We start from the raw sequence: 17,091 nt of genomic DNA, 5'->3' as shown, positions 1-17,091 counted from the left end.
AACAGTTAGTTGGAATCTAGGTTAAATGAAAATAAAACTATTTAAAAAGCTACAAGTTGTATTTCTTGTGGTGTTGTTCCTCTAGGTTGTCCAAGCGGAAGCATGATCTAAAACGCTTATTTTATTCAAATAAATGGAAAGAAATGAAAGTGGAATTAAAAAATAACTATTCAGAATCAGAAATAAACCAGCCACCATCGGTACTTCTTGTTACGTCTCTGTTGTGTCTGGCGTCCGTTTGTTGGGCTGCATTGCTGTTGGCCATTGAATATATTGTTGGGATAGAAATGAGTGGTACAGGCTTTCTTAGCACGTTAATCCCAGCCATGAGTGTTGGTTATTACTTCGGCTACAAGACTGGAGATGTAATGCCATCAAAAACAAGATGGTATGCTGTTTTACTGTGGACTTTAGCAAGTTTGGTAGTGTTCTCTCTTATCTTAATGTCGTTAGATATTTCTCCGTTTTATTTATTATCTGAGCTCGGTGGGGTAAGTATTTTTATTGCTATCATAATGCTAATAACGATTGGCATCGCCTACTTAATTTTAAAAAGTGGTGAGAAAATGGCGATTAAAGTCAGTAGATAAAATACAACAAACGATTCAATTAGGATCATGACAAGACGCCAGCCATAATGTGCTGGCGTTTTAGTTTCCTGTTTGTAGGATTTTTTGTTTAAAAGGCAAATCCATTTATCGTGTTGTCGTTTGAGTTAATGGTTTATGCCTTGTGCGCAAGATAGCTTAGCAGGTTTATGTATCGAGAAACGTGTGTATAATTCGCCACGAATTACGATTTATAGATATGAAAGGTAAGTATGGCAGTCCTCGAAATTCTCTCCATTCCAGACCCAAGGCTTAAAGTAAAAGCAGAAAAAGTCACTGATGTATCGACAGTACAAACGCTGATAGACGATATGCTAGAAACACTTTACGCAACGGGCAATGGTATCGGTTTAGCTTCAACCCAAGTAGGCAGAAAAGAGGCGGTTGTTGTCATCGATATCTCTGACGAACGCAATGATCCTTTAATCTTGGTTAACCCAGAAGTGGTGAGCGGAGAAAACAAAGCACTTGGTCAAGAAGGGTGCCTATCTGTTCCTGAGTACTACGCAGATGTAGAGCGTTACACGTCAGTTGTTGTTTCTGCACTAGACCGTGATGGCAACCCGATTACAATCGAGAGCGATGAGTTCTTGGCGATTGTGATGCAGCACGAAATTGACCACCTATCGGGTAACTTGTTCATTGATTACCTCTCACCGTTGAAGCAAAAAATGGCGATGAAAAAAGTGAAGAAGTACGTAAAAGCGAAAGCTAAGTAATATGAGAGGAAGTAACCCTCCATGTCGAGTTACTTCCTTTTAAATCAAGAATAGGAAGGTAGGGAGAGCGGTTCATCTCTGCTTTTGGGGGACATAACGCTTTACGACCTTCATAAGCTTCTGAAATGAAGAACAGTCCATATGCGATTCATGAGGGCAGGAGGCGACATGGTTGAGGCTGTCTCGCACCGCTTTCAAACGTTTTATTTGCTCATCAATCTCAAGTGCCTTTTTCGTTAGTAAGTCACGATCGATATATGGCTTTGAAACTTCTGATTGATTCAACATTTCTGCCATTTCGTTAAGCGATATTCCAGCGATACGCCCCAAACTAATTAAATTGAGTGTATTGAGTACCTCTGGTGAATATTGGCGTCTCAATCCATTCCTTCCTATCGAGCGAATTAACCCCAGCTGTTCGTAGTACCTGAGCGTTGAAGTCGGCAATCCTGATTTTCTAACCACTTCTGCAATATCCATATTATTCCCCATTGACTTCAAGTTGGCTTTAAGTTGTAGCATGCAACTAAGACCTTAACAAATCAAAAACATGAGGAGAGAAAAATGCTGCTTTTAATGGGATTGCAAGCGGTGCTAATAGGGATTGGTGCCACTTTGATAATGGATTTATGGGCATGGTTACAAAGGAGAGTGTTTGGTATTCCTTCATTAAACTATGCGTTGGTTGCGCGCTGGGTTTTGTACATGCCCCAAGGAAAGCTTATGCATGCGCCAATTATGGCGTCAGAGGCGATGCCGGGAGAAAAGTCACTTGGCTGGTTTTTGCATTATGCCATCGGAGTTACTTTCGCTTTGGCTCACGTTACTGTTTTTGGTCATCATTGGTTGGTAGAGCCCAGTCTAATGCCCAGCTTAATTACAGGCGTGGTAACGTTGATCTTCCCATTTTTGGTCATTCAACCTTGTCTAGGATTTGGTTTTGCTGCGAGTAAAACCCCAACACCTTGGAAAGCCCGTTTTCTTAGCACATTGGCGCATTTGGGTTATGGTTTGGGTTTATTCATAGCCGGGTTTGCAATCAAAGTTACGAGCCAGTATTTTGCATAGATAAAATGAGCATCATGCAAACGAGTGGTTTTTATCTATGATGCTCAACTCTTGGTTGTTTTTTGCGCTTTGATCATAGTTGACCGATATGTCTAAAGTCTGTTGCATTTATCCAAGACGTAAAGTCGGCGGACATTTAACATTGCCTTAACGTCAGAATGGCAAGCGGTTTACCAAGAAAAACTAAAATTATCTGGTTTGACATAAAGAATATTAAGGGTTTCAGATGGCTTCAAAAGTGGCAGGGATATCAATACTGAGTTTATTGGCAGCGCCAGTTGCGATGGGAGAAACAGCCAGTGCTTATGATTTATGTTTGCTAGACAAAATAAAGCAAAGCAAAGGTGAAGAAACCATAAAGAGCATTCGCGCGCAGTGTGAGCTTGACACAGTAACCAGCACAGTGCCCGCTGATCCAGAAATTGAAGAGCCTGAAGAACTTCAGGAAAGTTTGGTCGACAAGCGTTTGGAATCAGAACGAGAAAACGCGTTCGAACCGTTTAGTCTGGTCGCGCATCGCGTTAACTATATTCTTCCGTTTACATACAGTGATCGTGTAAATAAACGCGCGTATGCCGACACCAAATACGGCGATGAACTGCGTAAGGAAGAGGCGGAGTTCCAAATCAGTTTTAAAGTACCAATGAACTATGATGACTTGTTGTTTGATGGCGATGGTCTGTTTTTTGGAATGACTCTTAAATCATTTTGGCAGGTATACACGGGTGCAGCATCTCGTCCATTCCGTGAAACCAATTATCGTCCAGAGCTTTTTTACTACACCCCAACAGACTGGAAACCACTTGATGGTTCGACTTGGTTAGGTTTTGGTATTGAACATGAGTCTAACGGTCAGAGACAGGAGCTATCGCGCAGTTGGAACCGTGTCTATGCCAACGTAACCTTTGCAAAAGACAATTTTGCGGTTTCTATCCAGCCTTGGTGGCGTATACCTGAAGATGAAAAGACATCGCCTAATGATCCCAAAGGTGATGATAACCCGGATATCGAAGACTATATGGGACACTTTGAGCTATCGAGTGCTTACAAGTGGAATGGTTACGAGTTTACCTTTTTAGGTCGCCAGAACTTTCAAACACATAAGGGTTTTGCAGAACTGGGTGTGTCATTTCCGATTTGGGGCAAAGTTCAGGGGTACGCACAATACTCAGCGGGTTATGGTAAGAGCTTGATCGACTATGATCATAATCAGCAGCGGATTGGTGTTGGTATTGCAATCAACGGTGTTTTGTAGTTTTTCGTAGATGGATAGAAATTAACACTGGCAATTGAAATTTCAATATTTAGAATGCGAGGCTGAAATTGATTTCTAACCTAGAGTGATTTTATGCTTCGTGATTACACCTTCGATTGTCTTGTAACTATGCCTCGCCATGAGCTGGAAGAGTTTAGTGCTCGTATGATCAGTAAAATGGTGCCAGAAGACGTGATGAATGAGCTGTTCACTTTTGATCAAGAAGAAGTGGATAGTGAAGACCGCATGTTGTCTGCACGTCTTGATGCAATGCTACGCATGACAGCAATCGCACTGAGTGAAATTCAACAAGCGTTTGATGACTCAGACAACGCAAAGCAAAATAGCGAGCGAATGACGCGATTGGTGCTTTGGCATTTCTACGCGATCTCATTCCGTTTGGAAGAGGCCATCACGCTAGAAACACACTGTGCTCTAGTGGAAAAACTAATCGAAAATGTACCTTCGGATGTTTTTGCGTGGGTAAAAACATTGACGGAGCTGCTACACACTTACGCTGAAATCAACGCGAAAGAGAATCCTCAAGACTAAACGCCTGCCGTTTATCGTTCAGTGAATTAGAAACAAGGCGAGCCATTTGGTTCGCCTTGTTTTTTCGCGTCAGATAAACCTTCGGGTTTGAAATACCAAACAAGCCTAGACTCAGATTTGTTCGTTCACTAGCGAACGGCGTGATTCCTTCTTACACTAAATCAAGGTGTTTGTTGCTAAACAAGCAAATGCATGACTAAGTCGTGTATTATTTTCCACTTAAATGCGGATAATTTATGTCGAAGAACCTTCTGGTTTTTAAATTGGAACCGACTATTGAGCGTGTACGCTTTCCAGCTGAGCTTCATCTATCTAAAGGAAGTGAACGATGGATCCGTTAACGCAAGGTTTATTGGGTGCAGCTTTGCCACTGGCGGTGAGCAACAAGCGAAACCTTGCAGTTGTTGGCGTGTTGGGCGTGGTCTCTGGGATGGCTCCGGATTTAGATGCGCTAATCCGTTCTTCAACTGATCCTTTGCTGTATTTGGAATACCATCGCCAATTTACTCACTCGCTCTTGTTTATCCCGTTTGGTAGTTTCATTTGTGCTTTGTTGTTGTATCCATTGTTCGCAAAAAAGCGAGGACTAAGCTTCCGGCAGAGTTGGTTTTACTGCGCGCTTGGTTATAGTACCCATGCGTTATTAGACGCATGCACCAGTTATGGAACACAGCTTCTATGGCCGATAAGCAACACGCGTTATGCTTGGAACACTATTTCGGTAATCGACCCCGCGTTCACACTCCCTATTTTAATATTGCTTTTGTTTGTTGCACTGAAGCGAAGCCCAAACTATGCCCGCATTGCATTTTTATGGTGCCTGGCTTACCTAAGTCTTGGAACGATACAACGAGATAGAGCAGAAGTAGCTGGTTGGGAAATCGTCAAAGAGCGACAACACAACGCTATACAATTAAAAGCCAAACCAAGTTTCAGCAATCTTTTGGTTTGGAAACTAATTTATGAAACGGAAGAGAGCTACTATGTAGATGCCGTAAGGGTGGGGCGTTCAATAAAAATTTACCCTGGCGAATCAACTCCAAAGTTAAATATAAAAGAGCAATTTCCGTGGCTAAACCCGCAATCGCAACAAGCAAGAGACATCGAACGTTTCCGTTGGTTTTCAAACGGTTTTGTAGCGACGGATCCGAATAATGAAATGCGAATTGTTGATATGCGTTATTCCATCGTACCAAACCAAATTAATGCGTTATGGGGAATCAATCTATCCCCAAAAGCCAGCGCAGACGCGCACGTTGAATACACTGCTCATCGAGGAAGTACTGCAGAAGATCGCCAAGTTTTTTTCAACATGCTTACGGATTTTGAGTGATGGTTTTACTTTGGATGTCGATGCGGTTTCGTAATAACTATTACGCAGACTGAAAGTCCTTTACTAGGGTCGGCTTGCTAGCGAAGAAAATTTTGCCAAACAGGGACTTGTACTTCCAGCCAAGAGACAAAAGCCGTTTAGCTAAGTTCTTGTTTTCAATGATTGCAACCTCAACACCTTGGTAGTGGTAAGGATTGCTTTTGATGTAGTCGATAAATGCAGTAAGCACGCCTTGCCCGCGAACGGAGGGTGCAAAGTTGACTGCTACAATAGAAAAGCGTTGGCTACCTGCTGGGCAACGGACTAAACAGTTCCCAAGAGGATGAGTAATAGTCTCAGAAAATTCAGGAAAAGGGCGAGACTCAAGCTCTTGAGAAAGCGCATCGTATCGCTGACATAGATAAGAAAATAGTTGTTTCGCTTCGCTGTCCATATCGGTGCCGCTTTTGTGTTGCTTGGTTTAAAGGCATTGATGTCTCAAACATTGTAACCATAGATAGCAACACAAAACGCGGTAAACTTTTTCAGCAATGATTTCCTATTTTTGAAACCTAGATTGTTACAAATGAAGTTGAATGGTTTTTATATGGTAGTTGTGAACGAGTGTTTCTAGTTGAAGGGAGAATACGCTGGTTACTGGATTCTTACTGGAATTCCTTTGTTAAAAGGCGAGCTGCTTGGTTTAATGCCGCTCGTTTAACTGCGAGTGGCATCTTTTGTATTTCGTCACCTTGTACAGCGACGATGGGACATGATGTGGGATCTTCTATCCTAGCTCTTCATGGTCTAAATTATCTCATTAACCACTCAGAGCTAGATTCTTAGTCTCGCCAAGGCTCGCTGGACTGACACAAAAACATCGTTAAACTCCTGTTATTAAATTATTTGGTCCGCCTTTGCTTACTTTTGAACGCTTAACTAGGCGTTACTCCAAGTGCTTAAATTGCAATGCCACAAGTCGCTGATACAACTCACAGCTTTGCATTAATGATTGGTGGTTACCAACATCGACTAACTCGCCATTGTCGAGCACCGCAATTTTATCCGCATGTTGGATAGTCGAAAGACGATGAGCAATAATCAGCGTTGTGCGTCCTTTCATTAGAGCTTCAAGTGCTTGCTGAACGTGATGTTCACTTTCACTATCAAGGGCGCTGGTAGCTTCGTCTAGCAGTAAGATTTTTGGATCTTTTAGAATCGCGCGAGCAATCGCAATACGCTGCTTTTGTCCGCCCGATAGCCTAACGCCGCGCTCGCCTAAAAAGCTGTGATAGCCTTCGGGAAGCTTCTCAATAAACTCATGGGCATGGGCTTTTTTCGCGGCTTCGATAACTTGTTCATCCGTCGCTTCAGGATTACCGTAGCGAATATTATGAAAAACATCATGGCTAAACAGCGCTGGTTGTTGTGGTACGAGCGCCATTTGGCGTCGAAGCTCGTTTGGGTCGAACTGTCGAATATCTTCACCACCAAACAACACTTGCCCTTGCTGTGGGTCATAAAATCGTTGCAGCAGTTCGAATAGTGTTGTTTTACCTGCACCAGAAGGGCCGACCAACGCCAGTACTTTTCCTTGTTCAGCGGTTAGATTTAATTCTTTGATTGCTGGTTGATTTGGGCGAGAAGGGTAGTTGAAACTCACCGAATTAAAGTTAACCTCAGCAAGCATGTCGGCACGGACAGGCAAATGGTTGCTTGGCGCTTTAATATCACTGTCTACTTGAAGGATCTCAATCAGCCGTTCAGTAGCACCTGCGGCTCTTTGCAATTCACCCATGACTTCGGAAATGGTTGCAGTCGATGAGGCAACCATAATGGCATAAAACACAAATGCGGCTAGGTCACCCGCAGACATTTTTCCGTGAATCACATCGTTGCCGCCTATCCAAAGCATGCCTGAAATCGCGCTGAACACAATCACAATAACGCCTGATATCAGGAGCGCGCGCTGTTTTACTCTCTGTCTGCCTACTTCATAAGCTTTTTCCACCTCGACAGCGAAAGCCGCTCGTTCATGCGACTCTGAGCTAAAACTTTGCACGGTTTTAATATGTTCTATCGCTTCTCCAGCGTAGCTGCCAACATCGGCCATTGAGCCCTGACTTTGGCGAGAGAGAGCACGCACGCGTCGTCCATAAAACAAAATTGGTACCAAAACCAAAGGCACAGAAGCAAGCACAATCAGCGTGAGCTTAACGTTGGTAGCGAATAACATAATGATGGCACCAAAGCACATCAAAGCGCTACGCATCGCCATTGAGAACGATGAACCGATAATGCTTTGCAGCAATGTGGTATCGGTAGTCAGGCGCGACATTATGTCGCCGCTACTGTTAGTCTCAAAATAGCTCGGATGCAGCGTAATCACATGGTTAAACACCGCAAGGCGAATATCCGCACTAACGCGCTCACCTACGGAAGAGACAAGGTAAAAGCGAAAGAAAGTCCCAATGGCAATACACAATGTGACACCGACAATAAACTGAATTGCATTGGTAAGCTCTTGCAATGATTGCTGAGCAAAGCCTTGGTCGATAAGTATGCGTACTCCATAGCCAACGGATAACGTCAAACTTGCTGTCGCAACAAGGGCAACCAAGGCCGCCGCAACCCGCCATTTATACGGTGCAATAAAGGTGTTGAGTTTAAGAAGAATGCTGAGATTTTTGTTATTTTTTCTGCTCATGAGTGACTCACAAAGCGTTTTAGGTACCTGGCATAGTAAGCCAGTTTGGTTGGTGAGACCAGCGAACTACCGCTTTCGGATTAGGAAGTTCACTGGGATAACCAATATCGCATGTATATCGAAAATCACTTAAACGTCGAAGAGACTAGAACCAGCTTTTAGTTCGGAGGGGGTTACGCACGGCTTTTGGCGAGTAGCAGGTCGACTTTTCCTTTGGCTGTTTTACTAACTGTTTGCATCAACTGAAAACTTGGTTTTTCGACGCCTGAGTTTTCTATCCCTTCGACCATTAAGAGCCAAAGCTTGGCTGTCATTTGCGCATCGGCTAGTGCACGGTGGAAAACACCGTCGTTGTCGATATTTTTATAGCGAACAAGTTCACCTAGCTTATGTGATGGGGCTTCTTGAATGAGCCGTCTTGCTACCAGTAAGGAGCAAGCAAACTCACCCGAATAACCACAGTTGATTCGTTCAAGCTCTGCATCTAAAAATCGTTTATCGAAGGACGCGTTGTGAGCGATAAGGTTCTCGCCAGCAATGAACTCACTAAATGACGCCATTACCTCTTCGCAGCTTGGTGCCGATCGCAACATATTGTTGGTAATGCCGGTGTAGTTCTCAATAAAAGAACTCACTCTGAAACCGGGATTCATGAGTTGCTGAAAACTATCGACAACCTCGCCATTGACTAACTTTACTGCACCAATTTCTATTGCGCGATCACCTAAAGTAGGAGAGAGACCTGTGGTTTCAAAGTCGAGTACGACCACAGAGTTTGCTTGAGGCATAAAATTTTCCAGCTGAGTAATATTGCGCAAGAGTATTATCGAAAGCGACAGAAAAAGAAAGGCGAACACAATGGTGAATATCTGTCTATCTTTACTCCACAAAGTCAGTGTTCGTCGTCCACTGTTTATGGACAGGTACGTTCTGGCTTACCCATCGCGGCTTGTGCGGTAGCCTTATATTTCAAATGTTTTTCGGCTTTTCGATTCATTTCAATTAAGCATTAACTTTCGATACAACATACTGATTATAAATTGATTTTATAAATCAACTTCGGCATCATTCACGGCTTGATTTTGAGTATGAATATCATCACGGCAAAAAATTAGAACAACTTATAATGAGAGGCTAGGGAACGATGGAACCAATGAAGAATCATTATTTAGAGATACCTGAAGAAAGAAAATTGCGTATTTTTCGTGAAGAAGATGAAGATTTCTACAGCTTCTGGGAAAGAATGCTTGATGAAAAACAATCTTTTTATAAGCACCCTCTGAAAAGAATGAAAGGCGATGCTTGGGATTCGCTTGAGGCATTCTTCACCGCTTCCGAATTCGGACAACATCAGGCCTCGCCAGCTTACATAAAAAGGGCGCTTGAGTTACTGAATAACGTGTACTTGCTGGCCAATCATTCAGACCAAGTGGTTGAATTTTCCGTTGGGCACCGACACTTTTCGGAAGTGGGTAACCGTTCTGTTGCAGAAGGAACAATGGATGCTTGGTTGGATGAAATCTGTTTAGCAATGGCAGCGAGAGATTGGCGCTGCGTAGAGCTGATGACCATCATGGATGAGTCGTTAGTTTCTATAAAGACGCCGTTTAATGTTGCGCTAGTCGAGTTCGTTAACGGTGTATTTAGCAATTCATCAGCGTTACCTGAGTTATTGCAAACTGTGATGGAGAAATCTTCTCCGCAATACTTAGAATCAACCAGAGTGCCATATGTACACTCTTTGTTTATTCCATTTGTGAATGTGTTTGTTGCCATTATCGATGGCGATGAGGCACATTATCAAGAGGCACTGAGGGATGCGTTAGAGGCGCATTACCAGTTCTACATAAATGAAGATGTTCGCTATTCGCCAAAAGGAAATGTTTCTCTGAAACTGACTGGTCTTGCTGCATTAGCATACGATAAGTATGGCTGGACGATTCCAGAAGCCGCATATTTACCTAAATGGCTTGTTTACGGTGAGCATGATCTTTGTTCTGCGTAAATCATTAATAGAACACCTTATGTAGTGTCTGCAGCAATGCCGTTCGATGAAAGGTTGGCGCAGCTGCGGGCTCTGTTTGAGCGAACAAAACAAATCTACAAGATCATTGAAGAGTTCCCACCTTTGGCGGTAAGACTAATCCAGCCTCAAGCAAACATGTTGCACCTTATCCTGCCATTTAGCTGTGAAGAGTTGAAAGAACTCCAATACACGTTTGCCACGGAAAAGGGCATTTGGTTTGGTAACCCGCAAGTCACGGCACATCCAAATCAATCGATTGTTGAATGGTATGTTGGTGACTACCTGCTCAATCTTGGTGATGACGAATTAAGGTCGTTTTTCAATCAGTTACTCGGTAATAAGGCATAAACTTATCAATATGCGAGCTTACTAACACGCCATACGTGGCACTTCATGTATTCTTAATTGAAGCGAAGAAGAGGATTTATCAATGTCAAAAAGCTCCAAGCTTCACAATGAAGACAAACTGGTTAAGAAGGCACTAGAGATTGGTGGGAAGATGGCGAAGCTACAAGGTTTTGACCTTCCTCAGTCACCACAACCTCTAAGAGTAAAAGCGATTTACCTATTCTTGGTCGATGCAAAACAGATCACGCCATTGCCGGAAAGCAAGCTAGACGGCGCAAGCATCAAACACCGACTGGCAGTATGGATACACAGTGCGTTGCCAGACAACGACCCTCTAAAGTAGAAAACCTCAACAAGTCACACAGGTTGTTAATTAGCAAGGCGAGCCAAATGGTTCGCCTTGTTTGATCTTGGCGAGAGCACCGAGGTCTTTTTGCGTGGCGGTATCATTGATTTACAAAACAGAATCAAAAGGACTAAAGATAAATCCCGAGAAGCGCTACAATGCATGCGTTGCGAGAGTGCAACCAAGAATACTCATTTACAGAAGCCTTGAAGTAACCATACATGTCTAAAGATTTCGAATTCACTACAGAATACACACTCGACAAGCCATTTTTTGCTGAGTGTTATGATCAAACTAGCCAGCCAGTTAAGTTCCCGCAAGCGTATTTGAAAGGGATCCTCTTTCTAATTTTTGGTGTGGTTTTATTGGAGTTTGAACTGCTACCTAACGGTTACGTCGGTTGGTTCTTTATCGTATTGAGTGTGATTGAAGCGTGCAGCGTTTACTTCAAAAGAACTTGGTGGCTGTGGCGTCAAACCATCAGCTCAAGCCGCGGCAGTAAAGTGGTGTTTGAAGTGAATGCAGATGGCGTGCGCTACAAAAGCGGTAAAGTTGACCGCAGCCTCGCTTGGAATGAAATCGACCAACTCGAACAAACTGATTTGGGCTTTATCCTTCACCTTGGTAAACAACGCCAATACATCAGCAAATCTTGCTTAAACGAAGAAGTGATCGCGTTTATGGTAGAGCGGCACGCGGCATCAAAAGCGAGCTAACCAGCTCATATCAAGCTGGAATGAGCGTTCTAAAAAGTAGGTGATATATGATCGAACATTGTAGCAAGTATATCGTCGATTCTGAATCAATTGGGTTTGATGTAGAAAGCTAATAAGGCTTAGAGGTTTCTCTTTCGGACATACTGCTTCGGTGTCATGCGCGCAATCTGCTTACACTCTCTAGTCATGTGTGCTTGATCGGAAAAACCTTGCTCCAGCGCCAATTCCGATAAAGTAAGATCGGGTTGCGCTCGGAGTTGCTCTAAAGTGTGCTTCACTCGTTTAATGCGTTGGTAATGTTTAGGAGTAATCCCCAACCATTTCTGAAAATTGCGCTCTCTCTGGCGCTGACTGATGGTCCCTGTAGGTTGTTCAATAATGTGGCCGACATACTGCGGTTCATATTCCTCAATCAGTGTTTGAACCCAGCGATATAACGTAGAAATCCTTGCATATGGCGAACGCGCTGTTTGCAGAGACTCAAATGTTGCTAGTGCAGAAGAAGCCAAAGGGTGGTCGTCTTGAATCCGCAATAGCTGTTCTAGACGTTTACCAAATAGTTGATAACCAACAGCAGGATGAAAGCGTACGCCAGTCATCACCGTGCCTGGCGGTAGGCAGACTTGATGTGCCAGAATGCTCACAGGTAGTAGGACAACCCCTGGCGTTTGCCACTCACCATCCATTTGTACTTCATTCTGTAAAATGAATACCACACCTGTACCAGCATCACTGAGTAATTGTTTACGTACGGTTTGCGTCGTATCAGGTTTGACGGATGCTGACCAAATGGCTTGAACATAGCCAGCTAAAGCCTTTTGAGGTTTTAAAATATCAAATTCTAAGTTCAAATGAATCATCCTATTTAACCTCAACTTAAATGAGAAAGTGATACACATGTACTTTTCATCATATAAAGTTGAGGCATAAGCAGTGGCTTACAAGTAAGAACCGTCAAATAGAATTATCGAGGTTTATAGACTCCAACCTTTGGCTTAAATGCCTTAACTATTCGGTTCCAACTATTGATCGCGTTGATCGCAATTGTTAGGTTGACCATAGCTTCTTCTCCAAAGGTATTCAAGGTCAGCTGATAGGTATCATCATCTACTGGTAGGCCAGCAGTTAGTAATTCAGCCCAGCCAAGCGCAACGTGTTCTGCATCGCTGTAGAATGGCATATCTTTCCATGCACTAAGCCCCCATATGCGTTCCGGCTTTTCACCTAACTTAAGCGCATCTTTACTATGCATGTCGATACAAAATGCACATTGATTGATTTGCGATATGCGTAACTTAACCAGTTCCCATATGATCATGTTCATGGTTTCTGATTGGCTAAATTGTTCATGGAAGTAAGCTTCCTGAGCGTATAGGATTTCTATTGCTTTTGGCGCTACTTCAATATAGTTGAGTCGTTTTTTCATGGTCATTCTCCTTTGTTTTTTACATAGTAAAAAACGCTCTTAGCAAAAGATTGAAGATTTTCGACATGTACTCAATAAAGTTAGATAAAAGAGTGAACGACTAAAGCGAAAAGTGTACCTATTGGAAACCAAGAAAACTTATGCCAATTAACAAAGTATTGCGCTAAATAATGGACTTAAGGTTGGCGTCTATTTTTACTCCACCACCTTCCGTAAACGAGCAAAAGGTGCTGAGTTACCTATATACACACCAGCCGCAACGATAAAGACGCCTAAAACATTTTCCCATTGAGCCTGCTCACCAGAAATGAGCGAAATCAGTAGAGTGAATACCGGCATAATATTAAATAATGGAGACATCTTATCTGGACCAAGAACGATAGCGCCTTTCATCCAAAAGTAATAAGCAATCAAAGTTCCAAACAGGCTCATGTAAGCTATTAATGCTAGGTCTTTAAATGTTATGGCATTTAAGCTACGGCTAAAGTCGCCGTGGTACATCGCTATAGCGACCATTTGAATGGCACTAATACTTAACACCCAACGTAACTGCTGAGTTACTGGGATATGAGATGTTAAACGCTTCGCTAGAATTGTGTATAAACACCCACTAATTAAAGCAAATAACATGTATAGATCACCAATATTACTATTGCTGCTAATAGAATGAATATTTCCCCCTGTAATGACGATTACCACTCCACAAAAACTGATTAGTGCACCTAAAATAGTTTTAACCGAAATGGAAGTCTTGAGAATAAAGCCCGACAACAAGATAGTGAAAAGTGGTAGGTTTGCCTGAACAACCGCTGCGTTAACTGGGGTAGTAAATCTCATTGCAGAGAAAATAGAGAAGTTTTGGATAGTTACACCCACGGTTGCTATAACAAACAACGACAACATACTTTTTCGTGTGAGTTTGGCTCCATATGGAGAGCGTTTAGTACCTCTTATCAGTAAGAGTATTAAAGCTGCAACGGAAAATCGTAACGTCGCTGAATCCAAAGGAGAGACATCGCTATTAATAGCCTTTATTACGTTAAAGTTACTAGACCAAAAAAAGATAGCGACAACAACACCGCACCAAATTGATAAATGCTTAGACATAGATCTTCCTGATAAAAATTAACTTGACGCGATAATGCTATATATTTCATATTTGATTTTTAATAGCCAAATTTAAGAGGGTTAATCCCAAATATGGAACGTCACTCTTTGGATGACCTTTTGTTATTCGTTTCTGTTGCTCGCTATCAAAGCCTAACACAAGCATCTGAGCGTCTTAATGTCCCGTTAGCCACGCTAAGCCGGAAGTTAAAAAGGCTGGAAATAAACTTAAATTGCAGACTATTTAACCGCAGTGCACACCACTTTGCGTTAACAACTGATGGCGAAAAATATTATCAACTCTGTGAGCCGTTACTTCTTAGCTTAAATAATGTGACATCGAGAATTGCGACTGAGCGTCAGTCTTTAAGCGGAACGATCAAAATATCAGCGCCAATTAACATGACACAGATGTGGTTAAAGCGGTGCGTTTATGAATTTGCAGAGCAACATCCGAAGATATGTATCGATTTAGATGTACAGAATGAAAAAATCAATCTTGTATCTAACCGTGTCGATGTTAGTTTTCGTCTTGGTGATCTTATTGAACAAGACTGGATTGCTCAGAAATTATGGTCGATTCCATTTGCGCTTTGTGCATCACGAAGCTATTTAGAACAACACCAACCGATTACCCATCCAGAACAACTTGTTCATCATCGCCTAATTACGGTAAACAACGACAGCCAATGGAAATTAGTTAATCAAATCACCAATGAAACATTTGATCATCCGCTAAAGTTTCAATTCACTTCAAATGATGTACTGCTAGTTAGAGACGCCGTCATCCATGGTTTAGGAATTGCGTGGATTCCAACCTATTACTTTCATGAGCTAAATCATGATCAACATAACCTGCTGCCTTTGTTGCCAGAATGGCAATGCTCGGGTAAAGAAGTATTCATTATGTATCGAGACCGCGATAAAAGGCCTGCAAGAGTTGATGCATTTATTGAACATGTCTTAAATTGGAAAAATCGCATTCAAATGTTTGCTTGAAAGAGGTTTATCACATTGTGCTGTGCCGGTAACCTCAATTGAAGTTTCATGACTCTGCTTCAATTGAGTTCATTTATTTAACCTCTAAAAGAATCATGAATACATAGGCAGTTAATGGGATTCGAGTTTACCAGTGATTCGGTCAGCTAAAACTCAAGCTAAGTAGAAAGTATTTGCAGTTGTATTTGCCTCTGAAAATCGTTTAGAGCTTTCTCATCCGCGAGGTTCTATAAGAAATTATTAAGGATATATTTGTGTGTGATTTCGTGAAAAAAATTATTGTAGGTTTACTTTTAAGTGCTTCGTCTTTTGTTTCCTTAAGTCAATATGTTCCAGCAATGAATGATAAGAACGGTTATGTAGAACCATTTCAAATGTTTGATAATGTCTATTATGTAGGAGACAAGTGGGTCTCATCATATGCCATTGCTACAGACGACGGACTTGTTATCATTGATACGCTTGACTTCCCTTACTCTGAGTGGATACCTATCAACCTAGAGAAACTAGGGCTAAAAGATAAGCCAATAACGCACATATTGGTAACTCATGGGCATTCTGACCACGTTGGGGGCGCCCAGTTACTTCAAGAGAAGTATGGTTCCAAAGTCGTGATGACCAAAAGCGCTCATGAACTATCTATACAGCAATCAAACAAAAGCGAAGGTGAGAACAAGTTCCTTCCTCCAAATTTAGACATAGAGATAAAAAGCGATAGCTCCATGGTTATTGGTGGACATGAGTTTAAATTCTATCTCACACCTGGCCACACGGAAGGTGATTATTCCTTAGACTTCACTGTTGAAGATAATGGCGAACAATATCGTGCTTTTATCGTTGGTGGGCATAGCGTAAGTAGCAATGATCCAGAAGTTATTGGCCAGTTCCTGACTAGCATGGAGAAAATTAGAAAAATTTCACTACAGGCACCTATTGTGAACGTTAACCTTTCGAACCATCCACATAAAAATTTCCTTTTTGAAAATAGGAAGAAGCTCGGCACAAGCGGTAACCCGTTTATCAGTGAGGCAAACTTCTTCATGTTCCTTAAGCAACAAGAAGATTTAGCTAAGGGAAAACTAGAAGAACTATAATACCGTGGTATACAAGCAGCCTTCTTTATTAGGTTAGAGATTTGCTCTTGAGTTATAGCTAAGGCTTTAATAAGTTGCTCAATCAAGATTCGACACTTGTGGTAGCTATATTATTTGTAGGTTCTAGTGACAAAGGCGCTGTGCGTAAACATTCGTATTGTGTGCCTTACACATTTGCAAGGCGTTATGTGCTTTCTAGAAAAGTCTCAAAATAGCGTACAATTAGCGTTTTGACACAGCGGAAATCATCATGGCCAAAACTGTTCAGCAGCAAATCGGAAACATTGCTCTAGTCGTTGAAAATTACGACGATGCTATCGAATTCTATACTCAAAAACTTCAATTCACTCTGGTTGAAGATACCAACCTAGGTGGTGGTAAACGCTGGGTTCAAGTTTCTCCTCCAAACTCCAATGGTACAAACCTACTTTTAGCTCAAGCGAGTACACCGGAGCAAACGCATGCAGTAGGAAATCAAACAGGTGGTCGTGTTTTCCTGTTTCTGCAAACTAATGATTTTTGGCGTGACTACGAGTTGATGAAGAAAAATGGTGTTGTATTTAATGAAGAGCCTCGTGTGGAAGAATACGGGACAGTGGTGGTGTTCCAAGATCTCTATGGTAATAAATGGGACTTACTGCAACTGAACTAGAAACTACATAGCACCTGCATAGCATAGTGTTCATGAGGAGTTTCCAACAAGCCTTTAAGGCTCTGAGATATTAGTGCTAATTCAAAGGTTCTCAGAAGTTACTGTATTTCTAAATCACTTTTGTGCAAACAATAACTAGCCATCATTCCTTCTCGA

The 17,091-nt window shown here is 42.1% G+C and carries 19 protein-coding genes and 1 pseudogene; 13 read left to right on the top strand and 7 right to left on the bottom strand.

The features are described from left to right. Nucleotides 1-143: 143 nt before the first annotated feature. Both R7P67_RS04955 and def read left to right on the top strand, forming a co-directional pair. Nucleotides 144-590, top strand: coding sequence for an ABZJ_00895 family protein (locus tag R7P67_RS04955; RefSeq protein ID WP_262653596.1), 447 nt, complete (start codon nt 144-146; stop codon nt 588-590). 230 nt (nt 591-820) lie between these two features. Continuing rightward, the gene (gene def / locus R7P67_RS04950; protein ID WP_017635324.1) at nt 821-1,327 is read left to right on the top strand and encodes a peptide deformylase; all 507 of its coding nucleotides are present in this window, start codon (nt 821-823) and stop codon (nt 1,325-1,327) included. Nucleotides 1,328-1,399: 72 nt separating this feature from the next. Here the strand turns inward: def and R7P67_RS04945 are convergent, their stop codons facing one another. Continuing rightward, nucleotides 1,400-1,807 carry a helix-turn-helix domain-containing protein gene (locus R7P67_RS04945; RefSeq protein ID WP_044129544.1) on the bottom strand — a complete coding sequence of 136 codons (408 nt, stop codon included), beginning with the start codon at nt 1,805-1,807 and terminating at the stop codon, nt 1,400-1,402. An 84-nt stretch (nt 1,808-1,891) separates the two neighbouring features. Between R7P67_RS04945 and R7P67_RS04940 the strand changes: the two genes are divergently transcribed. The 4 genes from R7P67_RS04940 to R7P67_RS04925 all read left to right on the top strand — a co-directional run bounded on the left by R7P67_RS04940 (nt 1,892) and on the right by R7P67_RS04925 (nt 5,535). Next, a complete protein-coding gene (locus R7P67_RS04940; RefSeq protein WP_005376471.1) occupies nt 1,892-2,395 on the top strand; it encodes a DUF2938 domain-containing protein in 504 nt (167 codons plus the stop codon). Between the two features lie 226 nt (nt 2,396-2,621). Then, the gene (locus R7P67_RS04935; protein ID WP_005376466.1) at nt 2,622-3,650 is read left to right on the top strand and encodes a phospholipase A; all 1,029 of its coding nucleotides are present in this window, start codon (nt 2,622-2,624) and stop codon (nt 3,648-3,650) included. Between the two features lie 93 nt (nt 3,651-3,743). Next, a complete protein-coding gene (locus R7P67_RS04930; RefSeq protein ID WP_054577846.1) occupies nt 3,744-4,202 on the top strand; it encodes a hypothetical protein in 459 nt (152 codons plus the stop codon). Nucleotides 4,203-4,530: 328 nt separating this feature from the next. Beyond that, nucleotides 4,531-5,535, top strand: coding sequence for a metal-dependent hydrolase (locus R7P67_RS04925; RefSeq protein WP_262653597.1), 1,005 nt, complete (start codon nt 4,531-4,533; stop codon nt 5,533-5,535). 40 nt (nt 5,536-5,575) lie between these two features. Here the strand turns inward: R7P67_RS04925 and R7P67_RS04920 are convergent, their stop codons facing one another. From R7P67_RS04920 to R7P67_RS04910, 3 genes are all read right to left on the bottom strand, one after another. Beyond that, the gene (locus tag R7P67_RS04920; RefSeq protein WP_262653598.1) at nt 5,576-5,968 is read right to left on the bottom strand and encodes a hypothetical protein; all 393 of its coding nucleotides are present in this window, start codon (nt 5,966-5,968) and stop codon (nt 5,576-5,578) included. 492 nt (nt 5,969-6,460) lie between these two features. After that, on the bottom strand, nt 6,461-8,221 hold the full coding sequence (locus tag R7P67_RS04915; protein WP_262653599.1) for an ABC transporter ATP-binding protein/permease: 1,761 nt from the start codon (nt 8,219-8,221) through the stop codon (nt 6,461-6,463). Nucleotides 8,222-8,394: 173 nt separating this feature from the next. Further along, entirely contained in the window at nt 8,395-9,009 is a 615-nt protein-coding gene (locus R7P67_RS04910) for a PolC-type DNA polymerase III (protein ID WP_005376459.1), read from the bottom strand. 356 nt (nt 9,010-9,365) lie between these two features. Here R7P67_RS04910 and R7P67_RS04905 point away from each other — a divergent pair, with 356 nt between their 5' ends. From R7P67_RS04905 to R7P67_RS04890, 4 genes and pseudogenes are all read left to right on the top strand, one after another. Continuing rightward, nucleotides 9,366-10,226, top strand: a complete 861-nt coding sequence (locus R7P67_RS04905) for an immunity 49 family protein (RefSeq protein WP_262653600.1) — start codon at nt 9,366-9,368, stop codon at nt 10,224-10,226. Further along, nucleotides 10,227-10,595: pseudogene (locus R7P67_RS04900) on the top strand (threonine aldolase); the annotation flags it as partial. Nucleotides 10,596-10,677: 82 nt separating this feature from the next. Beyond that, nucleotides 10,678-10,938: a DUF5062 family protein gene (locus tag R7P67_RS04895; protein ID WP_005376453.1), complete on the top strand. Its 261-nt coding sequence runs from the start codon at nt 10,678-10,680 to the stop codon at nt 10,936-10,938. 224 nt (nt 10,939-11,162) lie between these two features. Then, entirely contained in the window at nt 11,163-11,657 is a 495-nt protein-coding gene (locus R7P67_RS04890; RefSeq protein WP_213874241.1) for a YcxB family protein, read from the top strand. 119 nt (nt 11,658-11,776) lie between these two features. Here R7P67_RS04890 and R7P67_RS04885 read toward each other — a convergent pair whose 3' ends face one another. The 3 genes from R7P67_RS04885 to R7P67_RS04875 all read right to left on the bottom strand — a co-directional run bounded on the left by R7P67_RS04885 (nt 11,777) and on the right by R7P67_RS04875 (nt 14,190). Continuing rightward, entirely contained in the window at nt 11,777-12,517 is a 741-nt protein-coding gene (locus R7P67_RS04885; RefSeq protein WP_258656199.1) for a helix-turn-helix domain-containing protein, read from the bottom strand. A 104-nt stretch (nt 12,518-12,621) separates the two neighbouring features. Continuing rightward, a complete protein-coding gene (locus tag R7P67_RS04880; protein ID WP_005376442.1) occupies nt 12,622-13,083 on the bottom strand; it encodes a carboxymuconolactone decarboxylase family protein in 462 nt (153 codons plus the stop codon). Between the two features lie 195 nt (nt 13,084-13,278). Beyond that, the gene (locus tag R7P67_RS04875; protein WP_258656197.1) at nt 13,279-14,190 is read right to left on the bottom strand and encodes a DMT family transporter; all 912 of its coding nucleotides are present in this window, start codon (nt 14,188-14,190) and stop codon (nt 13,279-13,281) included. 93 nt (nt 14,191-14,283) lie between these two features. Here R7P67_RS04875 and R7P67_RS04870 point away from each other — a divergent pair, with 93 nt between their 5' ends. The 3 genes from R7P67_RS04870 to R7P67_RS04860 all read left to right on the top strand — a co-directional run bounded on the left by R7P67_RS04870 (nt 14,284) and on the right by R7P67_RS04860 (nt 16,935). Beyond that, nucleotides 14,284-15,189, top strand: a complete 906-nt coding sequence (locus R7P67_RS04870; RefSeq protein WP_033906526.1) for a LysR family transcriptional regulator — start codon at nt 14,284-14,286, stop codon at nt 15,187-15,189. A gap of 266 nt (nt 15,190-15,455) precedes the next feature. Continuing rightward, nucleotides 15,456-16,283, top strand: coding sequence for an MBL fold metallo-hydrolase (locus R7P67_RS04865; RefSeq protein ID WP_170890114.1), 828 nt, complete (start codon nt 15,456-15,458; stop codon nt 16,281-16,283). 250 nt (nt 16,284-16,533) lie between these two features. Beyond that, nucleotides 16,534-16,935: a VOC family protein gene (locus tag R7P67_RS04860; RefSeq protein ID WP_005388788.1), complete on the top strand. Its 402-nt coding sequence runs from the start codon at nt 16,534-16,536 to the stop codon at nt 16,933-16,935. Nucleotides 16,936-17,091: the final 156 nt, after the last annotated feature.

This window comes from Vibrio sp. Vb0937 (genome assembly GCF_033338855.1).
Note: the sequence above shows the minus strand (reverse complement) of the source record. Positions and strands in the feature narration are given on the sequence as shown.

What these genes read in the sequence shown, in the direction of transcription:
- R7P67_RS04955 (WP_262653596.1), top strand. Translation starts at nt 144, where the DNA reads ATGAAAGTGGAATTAAAAAATAACTATTCAGAATCAGAAATAAACCAG.
- def (WP_017635324.1), top strand. Translation starts at nt 821, where the DNA reads ATGGCAGTCCTCGAAATTCTCTCCATTCCAGACCCAAGGCTTAAAGTA.
- R7P67_RS04945 (WP_044129544.1), bottom strand. Translation starts at nt 1,807, where the DNA reads ATGGATATTGCAGAAGTGGTTAGAAAATCAGGATTGCCGACTTCAACG.
- R7P67_RS04940 (WP_005376471.1), top strand. Translation starts at nt 1,892, where the DNA reads ATGCTGCTTTTAATGGGATTGCAAGCGGTGCTAATAGGGATTGGTGCC.
- R7P67_RS04935 (WP_005376466.1), top strand. Translation starts at nt 2,622, where the DNA reads ATGGCTTCAAAAGTGGCAGGGATATCAATACTGAGTTTATTGGCAGCG.
- R7P67_RS04930 (WP_054577846.1), top strand. Translation starts at nt 3,744, where the DNA reads ATGCTTCGTGATTACACCTTCGATTGTCTTGTAACTATGCCTCGCCAT.
- R7P67_RS04925 (WP_262653597.1), top strand. Translation starts at nt 4,531, where the DNA reads ATGGATCCGTTAACGCAAGGTTTATTGGGTGCAGCTTTGCCACTGGCG.
- R7P67_RS04920 (WP_262653598.1), bottom strand. Translation starts at nt 5,968, where the DNA reads ATGGACAGCGAAGCGAAACAACTATTTTCTTATCTATGTCAGCGATAC.
- R7P67_RS04915 (WP_262653599.1), bottom strand. Translation starts at nt 8,221, where the DNA reads ATGAGCAGAAAAAATAACAAAAATCTCAGCATTCTTCTTAAACTCAAC.
- R7P67_RS04910 (WP_005376459.1), bottom strand. Translation starts at nt 9,009, where the DNA reads ATGCCTCAAGCAAACTCTGTGGTCGTACTCGACTTTGAAACCACAGGT.
- R7P67_RS04905 (WP_262653600.1), top strand. Translation starts at nt 9,366, where the DNA reads ATGGAACCAATGAAGAATCATTATTTAGAGATACCTGAAGAAAGAAAA.
- R7P67_RS04895 (WP_005376453.1), top strand. Translation starts at nt 10,678, where the DNA reads ATGTCAAAAAGCTCCAAGCTTCACAATGAAGACAAACTGGTTAAGAAG.
- R7P67_RS04890 (WP_213874241.1), top strand. Translation starts at nt 11,163, where the DNA reads ATGTCTAAAGATTTCGAATTCACTACAGAATACACACTCGACAAGCCA.
- R7P67_RS04885 (WP_258656199.1), bottom strand. Translation starts at nt 12,517, where the DNA reads ATGATTCATTTGAACTTAGAATTTGATATTTTAAAACCTCAAAAGGCT.
- R7P67_RS04880 (WP_005376442.1), bottom strand. Translation starts at nt 13,083, where the DNA reads ATGAAAAAACGACTCAACTATATTGAAGTAGCGCCAAAAGCAATAGAA.
- R7P67_RS04875 (WP_258656197.1), bottom strand. Translation starts at nt 14,190, where the DNA reads ATGTCTAAGCATTTATCAATTTGGTGCGGTGTTGTTGTCGCTATCTTT.
- R7P67_RS04870 (WP_033906526.1), top strand. Translation starts at nt 14,284, where the DNA reads ATGGAACGTCACTCTTTGGATGACCTTTTGTTATTCGTTTCTGTTGCT.
- R7P67_RS04860 (WP_005388788.1), top strand. Translation starts at nt 16,534, where the DNA reads ATGGCCAAAACTGTTCAGCAGCAAATCGGAAACATTGCTCTAGTCGTT.